Genomic DNA, 17614 nt, shown 5'->3' with positions numbered 1-17614 from the left:
CATCGAGCCCGACCTGACCGAACTAGAGGTCGACCAAGTCGAGGAGTTGGCCTAGCTCTTTGTGGTCGAGTTCGCGGAGGTCGCCGGTGTGGAGGTTGCCGCGGCGGACCGGACCGATGGCGGTGCGGGTCAGGCGTTTGACCGGGTGGCCGACGGCGTCGAACATGCGGCGAACGATGCGGTTGCGGCCCTCGTGCAGGCTGATCTGGATCAGCGTGCGGCCGCGGATGCTGGAGACCACCTTGACGGTGTCGGCCTGGGCCGGGCCGTCGTCGAGTTCGATACCGTCGAGCAGGGCGCGCAGGACCGACGGTTTCACGTTGCCCTCGACTTCGGCGACGTACGTCTTGGACACCTCGTACGACGGGTGCGTCAGGCGGTGCGCGAACTCGCCGTGGTTGGTGAGCAGCAGCAGGCCCTCGGTGTCGGTGTCGAGGCGGCCGATGTGGAACAGCCGCTCGGGGCGGTCCTGGACGTAGTCGGCGACGCACGGGCGGCCTTGCGGATCCGACATCGTGGTGACGACGCCGCGGGGCTTGTTGAGGACCAGGTACACGTGGGCGCTGGTCGGCGGGATGCGTTCGCCGTCGACCCGGATCACCGAGACGGCGGGATCCACCCGCATCCCGAACTCGGTCACCACCGCGCCGTCGACCTCGACCCGGCCTTCCTCGATCAGGATCTCGGCAGTCCGCCGGCTGGCCACGCCCGCCTGAGCCAGCGCCTTCTGCAGCCGGATACCCTCCTGGTCACCCATCGCGCCGACTATCCCCGAACGCCGTGAGTTCCGCACCCTCAGCCTCGTCGGAGGGCTCGACTTCTTCGGACGGTTCGAGGTCGCCCGGCTCGTGCTCGACGTCGAGCTCAACCGGCTCGTCAGTGCTCAGGTCGCCGTCGATGCCGGCCTCGTCCTCGGCGCTCTCGTCCTCCGCCTCGGCGCGTTCGACGTCCGGCTCGACCGGCTCGTCGGTGCTCAGGTCGCCATCGATGCCGGGCTCGTCCTCGGTGCTCTCGTCCTCGGTCTCGGCGGTCGGCTCGGAGGCGCTCACTTCGTCTGCGGGCTCCTCGGTGGGCGTACTTTCCTCAGGCGCTGCCGATGGGATGGTCTGGGCGGCGAGTTCGTCCTCGATGTCGTCCATGTCCGGGAGGTACGGCGCCAGTTCGGGGAGGTCGTCGAGGGACTGCATGCCCATGCGTTCGAGGAAGTACGACGTGGTGCGGTAGAGCGTCGCCTGCGATTCGGTGTCGGCGCCGGCCTCCTCGACCAGGCCGCGGGAGATGAGCGTACGCATCACGCCGTCGACGTTCACTCCACGGATCGCGGACACCCGGGCGCGGCTGACCGGCTGCTTGTACGCGACCACGGCGAGCGTCTCCAGCGCGGCCTGGGTGAGGCGCGCCTGCTGCCCGTCGAGCACGAACCTCTCCACGTACGGCGCCGCCTCCACGCGCGTGTAGTAGCGCCAGCCGCCACCCACCTCACGCAGGTCGAACCCACGCCCCTGCTCGGTGTACTCCTCGGCCAACGTCACCAAGGCCGCCGCCACATCCCCGGTCGGCCGCCCGACCGCCCGAGCCAGCGTCAGCACCGGCAACGGCTCGTCCGTCACCATCAGAATCGCCTCGAGCGCCCGCCGCATCGTGTCGTCATCGATGACAACTTCATCCCCGACCGGCACCTCCGTCTGCCCCGGCGCCAGGTGGTCCTCATTCGCCGGTACGCCGTCATCCTCGACTGCAAGGTCGTCGGCTGGCGCCTCGTCAGACGTGATGGCGTCGGCGGCCGGCTCTTCACCTGCAGGCGCTGCGGAGTCAGCCGGTGCTGCGTGGTCGGTGGGCTCTTCGTCAGCAGGTGTGGAGTCGGCGGACTCTGCGGTGTCCGGTTCGTCGTCTTCGTCGACTCCTGAGTCGACGCCTGAGTCGACGAAGCTTGCGACCTCGGTCTCCGCCGTGTCGACCGCGTCCTCGGCGGATTCGGCGGATTCGGCGGATTCGGCGGTGTCGGTGGTGGTGACGGGCTCGGCCTGCTCGGGCGTGGTGTCCGGGGCGGTCGGGCTGTGTTGTTCGGTCACTGGTTCACCGTCTCGTCGGGTCCTTCGGAGGGCTGGGCGGTGTCCTCGGGGCTGTCGTCTTCAGTCAGGTTGTCACCGGGTTCGAGGAAGTCCACCTCGTCGGAGACCTCCGGGGCCTCGCCGTCCTCGGACTCGGGTTTGGCGACCTCGTCGAATTCGTCGCTGACGTCGATCTCGCCCTCGTCCGAGCCGGTCCAGCGGATGGTGAGCTCCCCCAGCGGTGTCACCTGGTCGAACGTGACCGCTGCCTCCCGGAACAGCTCCAGCAACGCCAGGAACCGGCACACCGTCGTCACCGTGTCCGGCGAATCCGCCACCAGCGCGCGGAACGTCGTACTGCGCTGACGCCGCAGTCGATCCACGATCACCAGAGCCTGCTCGCGCACCGTCACCGCCGGCGCGTGCAGGTGCGCCAGCGACACACCTTCCGGTACGTCGGTCTTCGGCGCCAGCGCACGAGCCGCCAGCGCCGCGAGTCCGGCCGGGTCGATCCCCAGCAACACCTCGGGCAGCAGCTCCGCGAACCCCGCTTCCATCGCCACGGCCCGGGGGAATCGCTTGGACTCGGCCGCCATCCGCTCCTGCATCAGCGCGGCGATCTGCTTGAACGCGCGGTACTGCAGCAGCCGAGCGAACAGCAGGTCCCGCGCCTCCAGCAGCGCCAGATCCTCGGAGTCCTCGACCTCGCCCTTCGGCAGCAACCGGGCCGCCTTCAGGTCGAGCAGCGTCGCCGCGATCAGCAGGAACTCCGACGTCTGGTCCAGGTCCCACTCCGACCCGAGCGCCTTGATGTGCGCGATGAAGTCGTCGGTGATCACCGACAGCGCGATCTCGGTGATGTCCAGCTTGTGCTTGCTGATCAGCTGCAGCAGCAGGTCGAACGGGCCCTCGAAGTTCACCAGGTGAACACTGAACCCCTTGCCCTCAGCAACAGTCGGTACGGCGGCATCGTCCGCCGTACCCGCAGCCGGCAGGTCCAGCGGCAGTGACGCGGAGTCCGACGAACTCATTCCGAGGCCTTGAGCCGCCGTACCAGGACCGAGTCCGGCCCGTGGTCGACGAAGTCGGCCAGCAGGACGTCGATCGCCTCGCGGACGATCCGGCCGCGGTCCGCGGACAGACCGTGTTCCTTGCGCAGCGCGAGGCGCGCTTGTTCCAGGCCGATCAGCTCCTCCTCCGTCACGTACACGGTGATCTTCGTGTCGTGCCGGATCCGACCGCTGGACTTGCGGTCCTCGACGACGGCCGTGCCGGACCGCCCGTTCGGTGACGGGCGGTCGGCCAGTGCCGATCCGTCTGGAGTGGTGCGCTTCTCGGGTCTGGTCTGCTTCGGTGCCGCACCCCCGAAGAGTTCACTGGCACCTGGCAGGCTCACCCGGCGGGACAACGCGCCAGCACCTCCTTGGCAAGATCGCGGTACTGGGTCGCCGCGGACGAGGACGGGGCGTACGTCGTGATCGGTTCGCCGACGACCGTGGTCTCGGGGAACTTGACGGTACGCCGGATGACGGTGTGGAAGACGCGTTCGTCGAACGCCTGGACGACCCGGTCGAGCACCTCGCGGGCATGCGTGGTGCGGCCGTCGAACATGGTGCCGAGGATGCCGACGATCTCGAGCTTCGGGTTCAGCCGGTCCTGCACCTTGCCGATCGTGTCGGTCAGCATCGCCAGCCCACGGAGCGCGAAGAACTCACACTCCAGCGGTACGACGATGCCGTTGGACGCGGTCAGCGCGTTCACGGTGAGCAGACCGAGGGACGGCGCGCAGTCGATCAGGATGACGTCGTAGTTCGGGATGATCGGCTCGAGCACGCGCTGCAGGGTGTACTCGCGGGCGACCTCCTGGACCAGCTGCACCTCGGCCGCGGACAGGTCGATGTTGGCCGGCAGCAGGTCGAGGTTCTCCACCCGGGTCGGCCGGATCACCTCGTCCGGAGTGATGTCGCGCTGCATCAGCAGGTTGTAGACCGAGATGTCCAGGTCGTGCGGCTGCACGCCGAGGCCGATCGAGGCCGAGCCCTGCGGGTCGAAGTCGATCAGCAGCACCTTGCGGCCGGTCTCGGCGATCGCCGCGCCGAGGTTGATCGTGGTGGTGGTCTTGCCGACGCCACCCTTCTGGTTGCACATCGCGATCACCTGCGCCGGACCCGTCTTCGTCGGCGGCTGCGGCACCGGCAGGTGCGGCAGCGGACGGCCGGTCGGCCCGATCTTGTTCCTCGGGCCGTGCGCATCATTCACAGGTGACAGATCCTCCGCGGTGAGCTTGGCCGTCGGCCGGGGCATCTCCGCATAGTTGTCGGGTGGGGTCAGGTTGCGCTGCGGCTGGGGCGGGGCAGCAGGCTGGGTGACCGTCGGCGCGATCGGTTGTGCCGGCGATGGGAACTGCTCGGTGCCCGGGAATGTCGACTCGTTCATGACTCGTCAAACCTTTCAACCGATACGGGCGATCCCAGCGACTGTAAGCGTGCATTCAAGCACTCTCAACCAGCCACTCCGCACCGGGGTGGGGTGGTTTGTCGACAAAGCTCCGGACCCGGCCGATCACTGCCTCAGCGTGACCAACCGTAATCAGATGATCGCATACCGTCCCCGAATTCCCCGCATCGGGTCCTACCGTTTCACGAGCCGGTCAGACGACGCGAACCAGGCCGGCAGGTAGAGCCGAAACTCGGGAGCGGAACATCGGTCACCTCACTAGTCTCCGCTCCATGCAGCCACACGACGACGACTTCCTGGATCTGGTCACCGACCGGTTGGCAGGCCTGCCAACCGTGGACGCCGTCGCCTTGGGCGGTTCCCGGGCCAGCGGAACGCACCGGCCGGACAGCGATTGGGATTTCGCGATCTACTACCGCGGACCGTTCGCGCCGGACAGTCTGCGCGCGCTCGGCTGGCCGGGCGAGGTCTCCGAGCTCGGCGGCTGGGGCGGAGGTGTCTTCAACGGCGGCGGCTGGCTGGAGGTCGACGACCGGCGGGTCGACGTGCACTACCGCGACCTGGACGATGTCGAGCACCACCTGGCCGAGGCACAGGAAGGGCGCTTCCACATCGAGCGACTGCTGTTCCACCTGGCCGGGATCCCCAGCTACATCGTGGTGGCGGAGCTGGCGGGCAACCGGGTCCTGCACGGGACTCTGCCCCGTCCTGACTATCCCGAGAAGCTGAAGGAGGCTGCTCGCGGACGCTGGTGGAGTGAGGCGGAGCTGACGCTCGGCTATGCGCGTTCGGCGTACGCCGAGCGCGGGCTACTCACCGAGACCGTCGGAGCGGTCGGCACCGCGACCTGCATGGCAGCTCATGCGGTGCTGGCTGGGCGTGGTGAGTGGGTGACCAACGAGAAGCGGCTGGTCGACCGGGCCGGGCTGCGCGATATCGACGGGGTCCTGTCTGGCCGGGAGCCTCTGGCGATGGTGGAGCAGGCTTCGGCGTTGCTGCAGAGCGCCGTTGCGTCAGGAGGAGAGGGCGCGGGGGTGTGAGGTCGCGTAGACCTCGCGGAGCTTGTCGACGGTGACGAGGGTGTAGACCTGCGTCGTGGTCACCGACGCGTGCCCCAGTAGCTCTTGCACGACACGTACGTCGGCGCCGCCGTCCAGGAGGTGGGTGGCGAACGAGTGGCGAAGGGTGTGGGGCGAGATCTCCTTCAAGATGCCGGCACGTTGCGCAGCGCGGCGGAGGACAGTCCAGGCGCTTTGCCGGGACAGACGGCCGCCGCGGGCGTTGAGGAACAGCGCCGGCGTGCCGCGTCCACGTCGTACGAGGTCTGGACGGCCGCGGACCTGGTACGCCGACAACGCATCGCGGGCGTACGACCCCATCGGAACCACGCGCTCCTTGCTGCCCTTGCCCCGGAGCAGCACCGCACCGGCGTCGAGATCGATGTCGTCCACATCGAGCCCAACGGCCTCCGAGATGCGCGCACCCGTGCCGTACAGGAACTCGAGCAGTGCCGCGTCCCGCGTCGCGAGTACGGCCGGCTCCGCCTCGGCACCCGCGGCCGCGGTAAGGATCCGCGACACCTCGTCGACGGAGAGGGCCTTGGGCAACCGTTGCGGAGGCGCCGGCGGCTTCACCGCCGCGGCAGGATCCACCGCGGTCAGACCTTCACGCAGACAGAAGCGATGGAATCCCCGGACGGCGACCACGGTCCGCCCGGCCGAGGACGCGGTCAGCGGCGGATGGTCCGCATCGCCTTCGCGCAACCGCATCAGGAAGTCGCTCACCACGGCCTCCGAGATCCGCCCGAGCGCGTCGATCCCGGATGCCGCGAGATAGGCGTCGTACCGGCGAAGATCCCGCCGGTACGACGCCAAGGTGTTGGCGGCCAGCCCGCGCTCGACCGTCAGATGGTCGAGGTACGAGCCGATCGCACGACTGCTCTCCCTCATGGCAGGGTGGCGCGGCTCAGACCAGCACCTCGTCGAGCTTCAGCTGGGACAGGTCGTGGGCCTCGGCGACGGGCCCGTAGGTGACGTGACCGTCGAAGGTGTTCAGGCCGAGCGCGAGGCTGTGGTCCTGCTTCATCGCCTCCCGCCAGCCGAGGTTCGCCAGCTCGATCGCGTACGGGAGCGTCACGTTGGTGAGCGCGTACGTCGACGTGTTCGGAACCGCACCGGGCATGTTCGCGACGCAGTAGAACAGTGAGTTGTGGACCTGGTAGACCGGGTCGGCATGCGTCGTCGGGCGCGAGTCCTCGAAGCAGCCACCCTGGTCGATGGCGATGTCGCAGAGCACGCTGCCCGGCTTCATCCGCCGCACCATGTCGTTGGTGACGATCTTCGGGGCCTTTGCCCCAGGCACCAGTACCGCACCGATCACCAGGTCGGCCTCGAGTACCGCGCGCTCGATCTCGTACGAGTTCGCGGCGATCGTCAGCAGGTGACCCTGGTAGATCTGGTCGGCCTCGCGCAGCCGGGCGATCTTGCGATCGAACAGCTGCACCTGCGCCTGCATGCCGAGCGCGATCGCGGCCGCGTTCATCCCGGCGACACCCGCGCCGATGATCACGACCCGCGCCGGGTGCACGCCGGAGACGCCGCCCATCAGGACGCCGCGGCCACCACCGCTGCGCATCAGGTGGTAGGCACCCGCCTGCGGTGCGAGCCGGCCGGCCACCTCGCTCATCGGCGCCAGCAGCGGCAGCGAACCGTCCGGAAGCTGAACCGTCTCGTACGCGATCGCGGTGGTGCCGGACTTCAGCAGCGCCTCGGTGCAGTCGGTGCTCGCGGCCAGGTGCAGGTAGGTGAACAGGACCTGGTCCCGCCGCATCCGGTGGTACTCCTCCGCCACCGGCTCCTTCACCTTCAGCACCAGCTCCGCGTCCAGCCAGACGTCGTCCGCGGTCGGCACGATGCGTGCGCCGGCCGCGACGAATTCGTCATCGGGGATCAGTGAACCGGCCCCCGCGCCCTGCTCGATCAGAACCTCGTGCCCGCTGCGCACGAACTCGTGCACGCCGGAGGGGGTGATGGCCACCCGGTACTCGTGGTTCTTGACTTCCTTCGGAACTCCGACCTTCACAACTCGCCCTTCTTTCCCATTCCAGGTGTGCGGCCCACGTCGTTGTGTCCGCGGCCCGGCGGTGAGGGGTGTGCTGCCAGGTCGCTGCCGAGTGTAAGCCCGCAAGGTTCATACCACCTGATTGCATGGTCCTATCGGGTGGAGACTCGCGGAACCGTTGCCCAGCGGTTCGGTTACACTCCTATGAGACGCCGTGGCGCGCTGTGATTTTGCTAGCCCGCCCCACCGCCCCGGTCAGGCCGTTCACACCGGATCCCCTTGCCCGGCAGGCTTTGCGCAATCTTGACGCAATCTCCACCTCCCCCTTTACGCCAGTTTTGCACTGCCCCCAAAGGGCCGACTCCTGTGCCCTTCGGTACCCGTCATTGAAACGCTTACTGGAAGGTTCTGACATGGACGACGAGATCGCCTTGCCGGGCGGCAACGTCGGCGGTGCGGTCCGCGTCGGCGACACCGTCCGCCGCGCCACCGGCCCGTGGACGCCGGCGGTTCATGGATTGCTCAACTACCTCGCCGACGCCGGACTGACCGGCATCCCCAGGGTGCTCGGCTACGACGACCGCGGCCGGGAGATCCTGGATTACCTGCCGGGTACGTCGTACGGCGAGGACGTGCCCGACGACGTGCTGGCGGACGCGATGCGCTGGCTGGCCCGGTACCACCGGGTCGTCTCGTCGTACCGGCCCGAGGGCGAGATCGTCTGGCGGACGAGTCGTGGTGAACTCGCGGCCGATCAGATCATCTGCATGCACGACTACGGTTGGTACAACTGGATCGGCACCGAGGCCGGGTTCAGCGGCGTGATCGACTGGGACATGGCCGGACCGGGTGTCCCGCTCGACGACATCGCCTTCACCGCCTGGAACACCGCGCCGCTCGCGCTGCCGGGTGACCCGTCGTACCAGGCCGCTCGCCTGCGGTTGATGGCTTCCGCGTACGGCGACACCTTCACCCCACTGCAGATCCTCGAAGGCGCACCGATCCGCGCTCAGCGGTCGGTACGCGTCATCCGCGCCGGGCAGGAAGCCGGCGACGCGGGCATGCTCAACCTCGCCAAGGTCGGCGAACCGGAGCGCACCGAGCACCGGCTGAAAGACCTCCAGCGCCGTATCCCGGAGATCGCCGCACAGCTGTAGCTACCGCTGGTAGGTGCGGACCGCTGTGCCGCCGGCGTGGTCCACATGATGGTTGCGTGGGCAATCATCATTGAGCCCCGGCTCAGTCGTCAGGGACACTGGCGCTGGTGTCGAAACGGCCGCTCTCCGCCCGGAGCTGCACCACGGGAAGTGACGAGAGGAGTACGCGTGGCGGTAGAACTTGGACGCTTCGGGGTCTGGCACGGGCCCCAGCACTGGGGTCCGGAACTGGCGGCGGGACTGGAGCAGGCCGGATACGGTGCGCTCTGGCTAGGCGCCTCGCCGGGCGCCGGCCTGCGGGATGCCGAAGTGTTGCTGGCGTCAACGAACTCGGTTGCCGTCGGCACCAGCATCGTGAACATGTGGAAATCGCCCGCGGCCGACGTGGCCGCCTCGTATCACCGACTGGAGGACGAGCACCCGGGCCGGTTCCTGCTGGGTGTCGGCATCGGCCACCCGGAACGCACCGGCGAGTACAAGTCGCCGTACGAGACGATCGTGAACTACCTGGACGATCTCGACGACGCCAAGGTGCCGGTCGACCGGCGGGCACTGGCCGCACTCGGTCCGAAGGTGCTGCACGTCGCCGGGACGCGGACCGCCGGAGCCCTGCCGTACCTGACCACGCCGGAGCACACCCGCGAAGCCCGTCGTACCCTCGGCGGCGGTGTTCTGCTCGCGCCCGAGCAGAAGGTCGTCCTCGAGACCGACGACGAGATTGCGCGTACGACGGCCCGCGACTACCTGGCGTCGTACCTGCAACTGCGCAACTACCGGTCGAGCCTGAAGCGGCTCGGCTTCACCGACGGGGACCTCGACGACGGCGGCAGCGACCGGCTGGTCGACGCCCTCGTCCTGCACGGCTCGGCGGTCGAGATCGCCGAGGGTCTGAACGCCCATCTGCAGGCCGGCGCCGACCATGTCGCGGTCCAGCAGCTCGGGCGGGAGGGGATCGATCTGCTGCCCGGGTACGAGGCGTTGGCAACCGTTCTCCCGTAGGTCGTGCCGGGACCGTCCGGCGAGGCGCCTGTTCGCCGGACGGATCCTCTTGACGGCCGCCCGGAGCGGAGGAATATCAGCAGTAGACGCACCGTATTTCGCGGTGCGCGCACTGGAGGTGTTTCCCCATGACTGAGCGACACGAGTTGCGTTGGGGCGGCTTCGCCGGACTGGCCTTCGTCGTCCTGGCACTCCTGGGCAGGTTCCTGCCCGGCAACCTACCCACGGTCGACGAGTCCGAAGGAACGATCACGGGATTCCTCAACGACGCGCGGACCTCGATGCTGGTCGGTGCGCTGATGTGGAGCGCCGCGGCCGGATTGATCATCTGGTTCGCCGCCGCCTTCGCCGAGGCGATCAGGGAGCGTGACGAGCGCAGTGACGTCCACCTGGCGCTGCTCGCGGGATCGGTGCTGGTCGGCAGTGCGATCTTCGTGACCGCGGGCCTGACTGCCGCAACCGCCTTCAGCATCGACGGCCGGGGCGCCGCGATCACCATCATGCTGTACGAACTGACCGCGGTGATGACGACGATGATCGGCTTCGCCGCCGCGCTGCCGCTGGCCGCGGCCGGGATCGGCGTACTGCGCACCCATCTGATGCCGAACTGGCTCGGGTACCTGGCCCTGCTGGCCGCCGTGGTGTCGTTCGCCGGCGCCTTCGGGGTGTTCGCCTCCGACGGCGCGTTCGTTGCCGGCGGCACCTTGATGACCACGATCCCGTTGCTGCTGTCGGCGGTCTGGATCGCCTGCGCCGGCACCTACATGGTGCGCGAGCACCTGCCGGAGGTGACAGCGGGCGAGGGCATCGTGCCGCAGACCTGAGTTCGGGCGTCCTCCGGGACGGTGTGCCCCTGACCCGTCCCGGAGGGCCCTCCCTAGCGCATGCTGAAGTCCGCGAAATCGAACCCCGGCGAGACGATGCAGGACACCAGCACCGGCTGATCACCAGCCGGCCGCGCCGCCTGCCAAGCCCCCGCCGGTACGACGACCTGCGGCCGCTCCCCCGCTCGCACATCCGGCCCGAGCGTCACCGTCGTCACCGGCTCCTCGCCGTACTCCAGAATCAACGGCCCACCCGAGTGCCACAACCACACCTCGGCCGACCGGACCCGATGCCACCGCGACTCCTCCCCCGGCGCCAGCAGAAAGTAGATCGCCGTCGCACTGGCACGCTCGCCGTCGTAGCCCTCAGGTGTGAAGTCGACCTCCGATCGCCAGGTCTCGCGATACCAGCCACCTTCAGGATGCGGGCTCAGATCAAGTAGTTCGGCCAACTCGGGCTTGTCCATGAAATGCATTGTCGAACGGGCAGGGGTTCGGAAGAGTGCGGGGCATGACTGAGCTGCCTTCTGAGTACCACCGCAGGTTGCCTTATGGGGAACGGGTTTCGGCTGAGCCGTTGATCGGGCAGCCGTTCTTTCCGTTCGAGGGGGATGTTCGGGTCGTGCCGTTGGCCGAGCCGGTGTTGCCGGAGCCGCCGCGGCGCGGAGAGGCCGGTGGGGAGCAGTGCATCACCTGTGCTGAGCCGGATCGCAACGTCATCTGGCGGGATGCCGAGTGGCAGTTGAAGGCTGGGTTCGAGCCGAGTGGGTTGCCGATGGTCGCCCTCCTCGAGCCGCGGGAGCACTACCGCCTCGACAACCTGCCGCCGGCCTTGACCGCCACCCTCGGCCCGATGATCCAGCGGGTGGCGAACGCGATCCGGTTGATCGACGGTGTCGGGCGGACGCACTTCAACCGCTGGGGTGACGGCTCCGAGCACTTCCATCTGTGGTTCCTCGCGCGGCCGCTCGGGATGATGCAGCTTCGCGGTGCGATGATCGCCGCCTGGGACGACATGCTCCCCAAGGTTCCGCAGGACGAGTTCGAGGCCAACGCCCGTACCGTCGCCACCGCCCTCAGCGAAGCCGGTGGCGAGGCGATGGAGGCCGGACTGCCCTGAGATCGTTGGTGGCCGTGCACACCGGGTGCAGATCGACAGGACGTATACGCCCACTACCGGCCACTGCCCGCCTGAGCCCACCGGGTATCCGGCTCGATCGCCGGACATCTCCTGTCGAACTGCACCAAATCACACCTTCAGCGGTCTTTGGCCGGCCAGGGGGAGTCGGCGGGGCGGAGGGTGTCGAAGCCGGGGCCGTTGAGGGCGGTCCAGGTGGCCAGGGCGCCCATCACGAGGATGGGGTTGTGGAGGTGGCCGGCCAGGACGGCGCCGACGACGTCGATCAAGGGGGCCCAGACGGTTTCCATGTCGGCCTCCTCGTGGAGGCGGTCGTAGGCCTCGTCGGCCGATGAGAGGTCACGGGCGAGGAAGATCCGGACCGCCTCGTCGGTGAGGCCCGGGGAGGTGAAGGCGTCGACGAGGACGCGCCAGTCGGCCGCCTTCGTGCCGGTCTCCTCCCAGAGCTCACGTTCGCCGCCCAGGCGGTACTGCTCCCCCTGGACGTCGAGCAGCCCGGCCGGCGGCTCGAGCAGCCGGTAGCCGACCGGGTGCCGGTACTGCCGGACCAGCAGCATCCGGTTGTTCTCGTCCAGCGCGACCACCCCGACCGCGCCGGGGTGCACGACCACGTCGCGGACGAACGGATCGCGACCAGGTGGGTCGATGTGATCCCGCCGTACCGAGATCACTCGGCCGGTCTCGTGCACCACCTCGGACGAGGAGACCGGCCACTGCTCCGGTACGTCGGCCAGGCCGGCACCGAACCGCAGTTCGGGGTGATCCTTCATCGAGCCTTGACCGCTTCGGCCTTGGGCTTGCCCGACGCCGTCTTCTTGGCAACCGCCGGCTCCTCAACGGGCAGCCGGGACTCGCGCTGGCGGACCAGGGCGGCGCCGATCAGGCCGGAGAACAGCGGGTGCGGCTTGGTCGGCCGGGACCGCAGCTCCGGGTGCGCCTGGGTGGCGACGAAGTACGGGTGCTGCGCCTTGTCGAGCTCGATGAACTCGACCAGCTCGTTATCCGGCGACAGGCCGCTGAACACCAGGCCGGCCGTCTCCAGCTTGTCCCGGTACGCGTTGTTCACCTCGTAGCGGTGCCGGTGCCGCTCCTGCACCGACGGAGCGCCGTACAGGTCGCGCACGATCGAGCCGTCGGCCAGGTTGGCCGGGTAGAGACCGAGCCGCATGGTGCCGCCGAGGTCACCGGAGCCGGAGACGATGTGCTTCTGCTCCTCCATCGTCGCGATCACCGGCTGCTCGGCATCCGGGTCGAACTCGCTGGAGTTCGCCTCGACCAGACCGGCCAGGTCGCGGGCGACCTCGATCACCATGCACTGCAGGCCGAGGCACAGGCCGAGGATCGGGATGCCCTGCTCGCGGGCGTACCGGATCGCGCCGATCTTCCCCTCGATCCCGCGGACACCGAACCCACCCGGGATGCAGACCGCGTCGACGTCACCGAGCAGCCGCGCGGCCGCCTCAGGGGTGGCGCACTCGTCGGACGCGATCCAGCGCAGGTCGACCTTCGCGTCGTTGTCGAAACCGCCGGCCCGCAGCGCCTCGGCCACGGACAGGTACGCGTCCGGCAGGTCGATGTACTTGCCGACCAGCGCGACCGTGACGTGGTCCTTCGGCTGGTGCACGACCCGCAGCAGCTCGTCCCAGCGGGTCCAGTCGACGTCGCGGAACGGCAGGTTCAGCCGCCGGACGACGTACGCGTCGAGACCCTCGGCGTGCAGCACCTTCGGGATGTCGTAGATGCTCGGCGCGTCGGCGGCCGCGACCACGGCCTCGGTGTCGACGTCGCACATCAGCGAGATCTTCCGCTTCACGCCGTCCGGGATCGGCCGGTCGGCGCGGCAGACCACGGCGTCCGGGGCGATACCGATCGAGCGCAGCGCGGCGACCGAGTGCTGGGTCGGCTTGGTCTTCAGCTCGCCGCTCGGGGCGAGGTACGGGACCAGCGAGATGTGCAGGAAGAAGACGTTCTCCCGGCCGACGTCGTGCCGGACCTGGCGGGCGGCCTCCAGGAACGGCAGTGACTCGATGTCACCGACCGTGCCGCCGATCTCGTGCAGGACGACGTCGACGTCGGGGCCGGCCATCGCCAGCATCCGTTCCTTGATCTCGTTGGTGATGTGCGGGATCACCTGGACGGTGTCGCCCAGGTACTCGCCGCGGCGCTCCTTGGCGATCACGCTCGAGTAGATCTGTCCGGTGGTCACGTTGGCCACGGCGGACAGATCACGGTCGAGGAAGCGCTCGTAGTGACCGATGTCCAGGTCGGTCTCGGCGCCGTCGTTGGTGACGAACACCTCGCCGTGCTGGAACGGGTTCATGGTGCCGGGATCCACATTCAGATACGGATCCAGCTTCTGCATGGTGACCCGGATGCCCCGTGCCGTCAGCAGACTGCCGAGGCTTGACGCTGTCAGCCCCTTGCCGAGACTGGATGCCACGCCACCGGTGACGAATACGTGCTTGGTCTGCTGGAAGTTCGAAGCCCTGTCCACGGGCCTTCAGCCTACCTGTTGTCAAGCAGTGGTCGCGACGAGACCCGCATAGATGTCGAGCAGATTCTTCGCCACCGCGTCCTCGTCCGGCCATCTTGAGGCCAACTCCCGGCCGCGCGTCCGCATAGCGTTCGCCGTCTCCGGCTCGGCGAGCACCGCCCGGACTCCGTCGGCCAGCCCGTCGGCATCCCCTGGGAACGCCAGTACGGCGCTGTCGTCCACCAACTCCGGTACGCCGCCGACCGCCGTCGCCACCACGGGTACGCCGACCTGCAGCGCCTCCTGGATGACGAGGGCCCGGGCCTCCCAGTGGGAGGTCAGTAGGAACACGTCAGCCGCGCCCAGGAGGTCAGCGACGTCGTTCCGGTGACCGAGGAGCCGCACAGGGAGGTTCTCCGCGTCGATCCGCGCCTGGAGGTTGTCACGCAACGGGCCGTCTCCGACGACCGCGAAGACCACGTCCGGGTTCGACTCCCGCACGGAGGCCGCCACGGACAGTAGCGTCGGGTAGTCCTTCTGCGGCGCCAGCCGGCCCACTGTCAGGATCAAGGGCTGGTCGCTCAGGCCGAGCGACGCGCGCACATCAGCGGTAGGTGTACGGACCTGTGGGATGGCTGGAGCCGCTACCGGGGCCAGACGGGCCTGCCGGGCGCCAAGGCTTTTCGCCAGGTCCACTAGGTCGCTGGAAGCTCCTAGTGTCAGGTCCGCTCCCCTGGCCACCAGCCGCTGGCCCAGCCGCATGACGAGCCCACGCGGCCCGGGAGCGATCACTGCGTTGTGCCAGGTGACGACCAGAGGCCGAAGGCGCGACCTGTCCCGCAGAGCGGTCATGCCGGCGCGGTAGCCGTGAGCGTGAACCACGTCGACTCCGCGCAACGCCGGCGCCTGTGCCACGACGGTCGCGCCGCCGAAGTCGAAGTGCTCGGCGGTACCGGGTGGTGCGCACACGACGACCTCGTGACCAGCGTTCAAGAACCGCGGCACCAGGGAGGCGACGTGCTGCCCGATCCCGCCCCTCGACTCCGCGAGCAGCAGGCCGATCCTCATTGCGTCTCCTCCACGAGTCCCCGACGTCTTAGCGCGCGAACGTCCGCGCGATCCAGTGCCACCGCCACCGCGGCGTACACGACGACAACGGCCAGACCGGACAGCACCGAGAACACGAGTGCACTCCCCAGTCCGGCGTCGTCAGCAGGCAAGGCCACCGCCCAGCCCGCAGCACCGGCCAACACCGCGCCGACCAGGGCAGCAAGCGTGGCACGAGCCAGTCCGGCCAGCACACCGGGCCCGGCCTCCCGACGCAGCACCATCACGAGGGCGACAGCGCCCAGGACCATGCCGACAGACATAGCAGCAGCCAACGCCGGCACCGCATCCCATTCAGCAGTCAGCACCACACCGGCAACCGCCACCACGACCCAGGCCGCAGACGTCACCATAGCGACCTGACGGCCCGCATGCCGCGCGTAGAGGACTCGGCCGACGTGCATCAACACAGCAAAGCCGATCGCAGCCGGAGCAAACGCGATGAGGGCGTTGCCCAGTGATGTCGCATTGGCCTCCTGCACCGCGCCGTCGTCGTACGCGAAGACCCTCGCGACCGGGACGGCTGTGCCAGCCAGCAACGCGGCTCCAGCACCACCGGCGAGCATCACTGCTCTCGTCGACGCGGCCGCGTAGAAGTCGAAACGCTCTCGTGCCTCGTACGCCGCTGCGAGCCGTGGGAACACGGCTGTGGTGATCGGCACGGCGAGTACGGCGTACGGCAGCAAGTAGACCGCGTTGGCCCACGAGTAGACGGCAATGCTTCCCGCAGGCCCCCGGTGGTTAGCCAGGTAGGTGGTGACGACGAAGGTCAACTGTTGCGCGATCAGTATGGCGAGACCGGCCAGGGCGAGCCTTCGGAGTACTGGACTGACGGCTGGGTCGAGTCGCAGCGTCGGTTTGATCGGGAGTCGCAGGAACAGCATGGGCACCAGCACAGTGAGCGCCAGCGCTGCGACGCCGGCCGTCGTACCCCAGGCAAGCAGATCGGCCGCGCTACGCGACGCTGCGTCGGCGTCAGGGGCTTCGGCCGCGAAGGCCAGATAGGTGGCCACGACAACGAGGCTGGAGATCAGCGGAGCCAGTGCACCGGCCGCGAACCGCTTGTGTGACTGCAGTACGGCGGTCGCGATGACGGCGATCGCGTAGCCGAACACCTGGGGCACGAAGATCGCCAGCATCCGGGTCGCCGTCGCAACCGAGCCGGTGCACTCAGCACCCGGATCGAGCATCGCATCGGAATACGCGGACGCCAGAACCCAAGCCAGTAAGGCGAAGGGCGCCAACAGCACGAAGGACCAGCTCAGCAGCGCGCCGATGATGCGTCCTTGGGCGGCGCGGTCGCCACGAGCCACCGGGCCGGCGAGCACCGGAATGACCGCGCCCGCCAGCGCCCCACCGGCGACCACCTCGAAGAGGATGTTCGGCAGTTGGTTCGCGGTTGCGTAGGCCTCCGCGAGACAGCCCGCACCGACAGTCTTCGAGAAGACCAGCCACCGGCCGAATCCGGCCACCCGGGCCAGAACAGTGATCGCGGCGATCAGAACTGCGGCTCGGGCGATCCGACCGCCCGTGCTCACCTGGGCCTACGGCCCCACTGATCGATCCTGTCCAGGACCGGGTTCTCGGCGATGACCTTGGTGAAGCTGACCTTCTCGCTGGCCAGGTTCAACGCGACGACCGCACCGAGCGCCAGGGCCTTGAGCGGACGCGGCAGCGAGGCGGCCAGCGCCGTGCCGGTGATCGCACCCAGACCGTTCGCACCACAGTCGCCCAGCATCGACCGCTCGCCCAGGTCGGACGGAGCCGCGGCCGCGGCCGCACCGACGACCGCACCGGCCGGACCGTTCACGGCCGCCAGCGGAGCATTGACCGCCGTGACCGCCTTCAGCGCACGGCCGGGGCGCAGATCGAGCAGGTTGGTGAGATTCGCCGTACCGGCGATCAAGGCGCCGTCGGCAACGATCCCGGCCACCGCCTTCACCCCGGACGACTTTCGCGGCAACAGCGCGGCGGCAGCGAGACCGGCGGCGCCGACGCCGAGGATCTTCACCGCTCCGCTGGTCACCTCACCCCGCTTCAGCGCGCTGAGGTGGCCCCGGAATCCCTTCGCCTGCGTGGTTCCACGCAGATCGTCGTACGCGCCGACCGCACCCGACACCGAGCCGGCGAGCAGCGCGGCGGCCTTGACCTTGCCCGGCGTCGACGGCGAGGCCGCGACACCGGCAAGAGCGCCGAGCACCGCGACCGGGCCTTCGAGCAGAGTCACCGGCTCACCGCGGTGGTTGGTCCGCTCGAACGGCTCGCGGTTCTCCTTGGGCAGTTTCGCCGCGGCCCGTTCGAGCGCGGCGGTGGCAGCTGCCGCGACGGCAGCGCTCAGAATTCCCACG

18 protein-coding genes are annotated in these 17614 nt (G+C 68.8%); 5 read left to right on the top strand and 13 right to left on the bottom strand.

From position 1 onward, the window contains the following. Window positions 1–22: 22 nt before the first annotated feature. Genes EV652_RS43400 through EV652_RS43380 form a run of 5 tightly spaced genes read right to left on the bottom strand, consistent with a single transcriptional unit; the run spans window position 23 to window position 4355 of the window. Window positions 23–757: a pseudouridine synthase gene (locus EV652_RS43400; RefSeq protein ID WP_132217135.1), complete on the bottom strand. Its 735-nt coding sequence runs from the start codon at window positions 755–757 to the stop codon at window positions 23–25. Next, window positions 750–2072, bottom strand: coding sequence for an SMC-Scp complex subunit ScpB (gene scpB, locus EV652_RS46335; RefSeq protein ID WP_369410070.1), 1323 nt, complete (start codon window positions 2070–2072; stop codon window positions 750–752). The genes EV652_RS43400 and scpB overlap by 8 nt, the downstream gene beginning before the upstream one ends. Beyond that, the gene (locus EV652_RS43390) at window positions 2069–3082 is read right to left on the bottom strand and encodes a segregation and condensation protein A (protein ID WP_132217133.1); all 1014 of its coding nucleotides are present in this window, start codon (window positions 3080–3082) and stop codon (window positions 2069–2071) included. Before EV652_RS43390 ends, scpB begins: the two co-directional genes overlap by 4 nt. Beyond that, complete coding sequence (locus tag EV652_RS43385; protein WP_132217131.1) at window positions 3079–3459, bottom strand: hypothetical protein; 381 nt, start codon at window positions 3457–3459, stop codon at window positions 3079–3081. Before EV652_RS43385 ends, EV652_RS43390 begins: the two co-directional genes overlap by 4 nt. Further along, entirely contained in the window at window positions 3444–4355 is a 912-nt protein-coding gene (locus tag EV652_RS43380; RefSeq protein WP_132217167.1) for a ParA family protein, read from the bottom strand. The genes EV652_RS43385 and EV652_RS43380 overlap by 16 nt, the downstream gene beginning before the upstream one ends. A gap of 425 nt (window positions 4356–4780) precedes the next feature. On the opposite strand from EV652_RS43380, the gene EV652_RS43375 reads away from it, so the two are divergent. Further along, window positions 4781–5548 carry a nucleotidyltransferase domain-containing protein gene (locus EV652_RS43375; protein WP_132217129.1) on the top strand — a complete coding sequence of 256 codons (768 nt, stop codon included), beginning with the start codon at window positions 4781–4783 and terminating at the stop codon, window positions 5546–5548. On the opposite strand, the gene xerD is transcribed toward EV652_RS43375, so the two are convergent. Both xerD and ald read right to left on the bottom strand, forming a co-directional pair. Further along, the gene (xerD, locus tag EV652_RS43370; protein ID WP_132217127.1) at window positions 5522–6457 is read right to left on the bottom strand and encodes a site-specific tyrosine recombinase XerD; all 936 of its coding nucleotides are present in this window, start codon (window positions 6455–6457) and stop codon (window positions 5522–5524) included. The two genes, EV652_RS43375 and xerD, sit on opposite strands and share 27 nt — an antisense overlap. Before the next feature lie 16 nt (window positions 6458–6473). Continuing rightward, window positions 6474–7589 (bottom strand): alanine dehydrogenase, encoded by a 1116-nt coding sequence (ald, locus tag EV652_RS43365; protein WP_132217125.1) that lies wholly within the window; start codon window positions 7587–7589, stop codon window positions 6474–6476. A 392-nt stretch (window positions 7590–7981) separates the two neighbouring features. On the opposite strand from ald, the gene EV652_RS43360 reads away from it, so the two are divergent. The 3 genes from EV652_RS43360 (at window position 7982) to EV652_RS43350 (ending at window position 10548) form a co-directional block, all read left to right on the top strand. Continuing rightward, window positions 7982–8725 carry an aminoglycoside phosphotransferase/kinase family protein gene (locus EV652_RS43360; protein WP_132217123.1) on the top strand — a complete coding sequence of 248 codons (744 nt, stop codon included), beginning with the start codon at window positions 7982–7984 and terminating at the stop codon, window positions 8723–8725. A gap of 168 nt (window positions 8726–8893) precedes the next feature. After that, on the top strand, window positions 8894–9724 hold the full coding sequence (locus EV652_RS43355) for an LLM class F420-dependent oxidoreductase (protein WP_132217121.1): 831 nt from the start codon (window positions 8894–8896) through the stop codon (window positions 9722–9724). 128 nt (window positions 9725–9852) lie between these two features. Continuing rightward, complete coding sequence (locus EV652_RS43350; protein WP_132217119.1) at window positions 9853–10548, top strand: hypothetical protein; 696 nt, start codon at window positions 9853–9855, stop codon at window positions 10546–10548. Window positions 10549–10601: 53 nt separating this feature from the next. On the opposite strand, the gene EV652_RS43345 is transcribed toward EV652_RS43350, so the two are convergent. Beyond that, complete coding sequence (locus tag EV652_RS43345) at window positions 10602–11015, bottom strand: cupin domain-containing protein (protein WP_199238729.1); 414 nt, start codon at window positions 11013–11015, stop codon at window positions 10602–10604. A gap of 44 nt (window positions 11016–11059) precedes the next feature. Between EV652_RS43345 and EV652_RS43340 the strand changes: the two genes are divergently transcribed. Beyond that, on the top strand, window positions 11060–11668 hold the full coding sequence (locus EV652_RS43340) for an HIT family protein (protein ID WP_132217115.1): 609 nt from the start codon (window positions 11060–11062) through the stop codon (window positions 11666–11668). Between the two features lie 137 nt (window positions 11669–11805). Here the strand turns inward: EV652_RS43340 and EV652_RS43335 are convergent, their stop codons facing one another. Genes EV652_RS43335 through EV652_RS43315 form a run of 5 tightly spaced genes read right to left on the bottom strand, consistent with a single transcriptional unit; the run spans window position 11806 to window position 17613 of the window. After that, window positions 11806–12456, bottom strand: a complete 651-nt coding sequence (locus EV652_RS43335; protein WP_132217113.1) for an NUDIX domain-containing protein — start codon at window positions 12454–12456, stop codon at window positions 11806–11808. Continuing rightward, on the bottom strand, window positions 12453–14180 hold the full coding sequence (gene pyrG / locus EV652_RS43330) for a CTP synthase (protein ID WP_132217111.1): 1728 nt from the start codon (window positions 14178–14180) through the stop codon (window positions 12453–12455). Before pyrG ends, EV652_RS43335 begins: the two co-directional genes overlap by 4 nt. Window positions 14181–14201: 21 nt before the next feature. Next, the gene (locus EV652_RS43325; protein WP_132217109.1) at window positions 14202–15227 is read right to left on the bottom strand and encodes a glycosyltransferase family 4 protein; all 1026 of its coding nucleotides are present in this window, start codon (window positions 15225–15227) and stop codon (window positions 14202–14204) included. After that, window positions 15224–16804: a murein biosynthesis integral membrane protein MurJ gene (gene murJ, locus EV652_RS43320; RefSeq protein ID WP_132217107.1), complete on the bottom strand. Its 1581-nt coding sequence runs from the start codon at window positions 16802–16804 to the stop codon at window positions 15224–15226. Before murJ ends, EV652_RS43325 begins: the two co-directional genes overlap by 4 nt. Further along, entirely contained in the window at window positions 16801–17613 is an 813-nt protein-coding gene (locus EV652_RS43315; protein ID WP_132217105.1) for a hypothetical protein, read from the bottom strand. The genes murJ and EV652_RS43315 overlap by 4 nt, the downstream gene beginning before the upstream one ends. Window position 17614: the final 1 nt, after the last annotated feature.

This window comes from Kribbella steppae, assembly GCF_004342025.1.
Lineage (GTDB): Bacteria > Actinomycetota > Actinomycetes > Propionibacteriales > Kribbellaceae > Kribbella > Kribbella steppae.
This window is presented reverse-complemented; position numbering and strand designations above follow the sequence as displayed.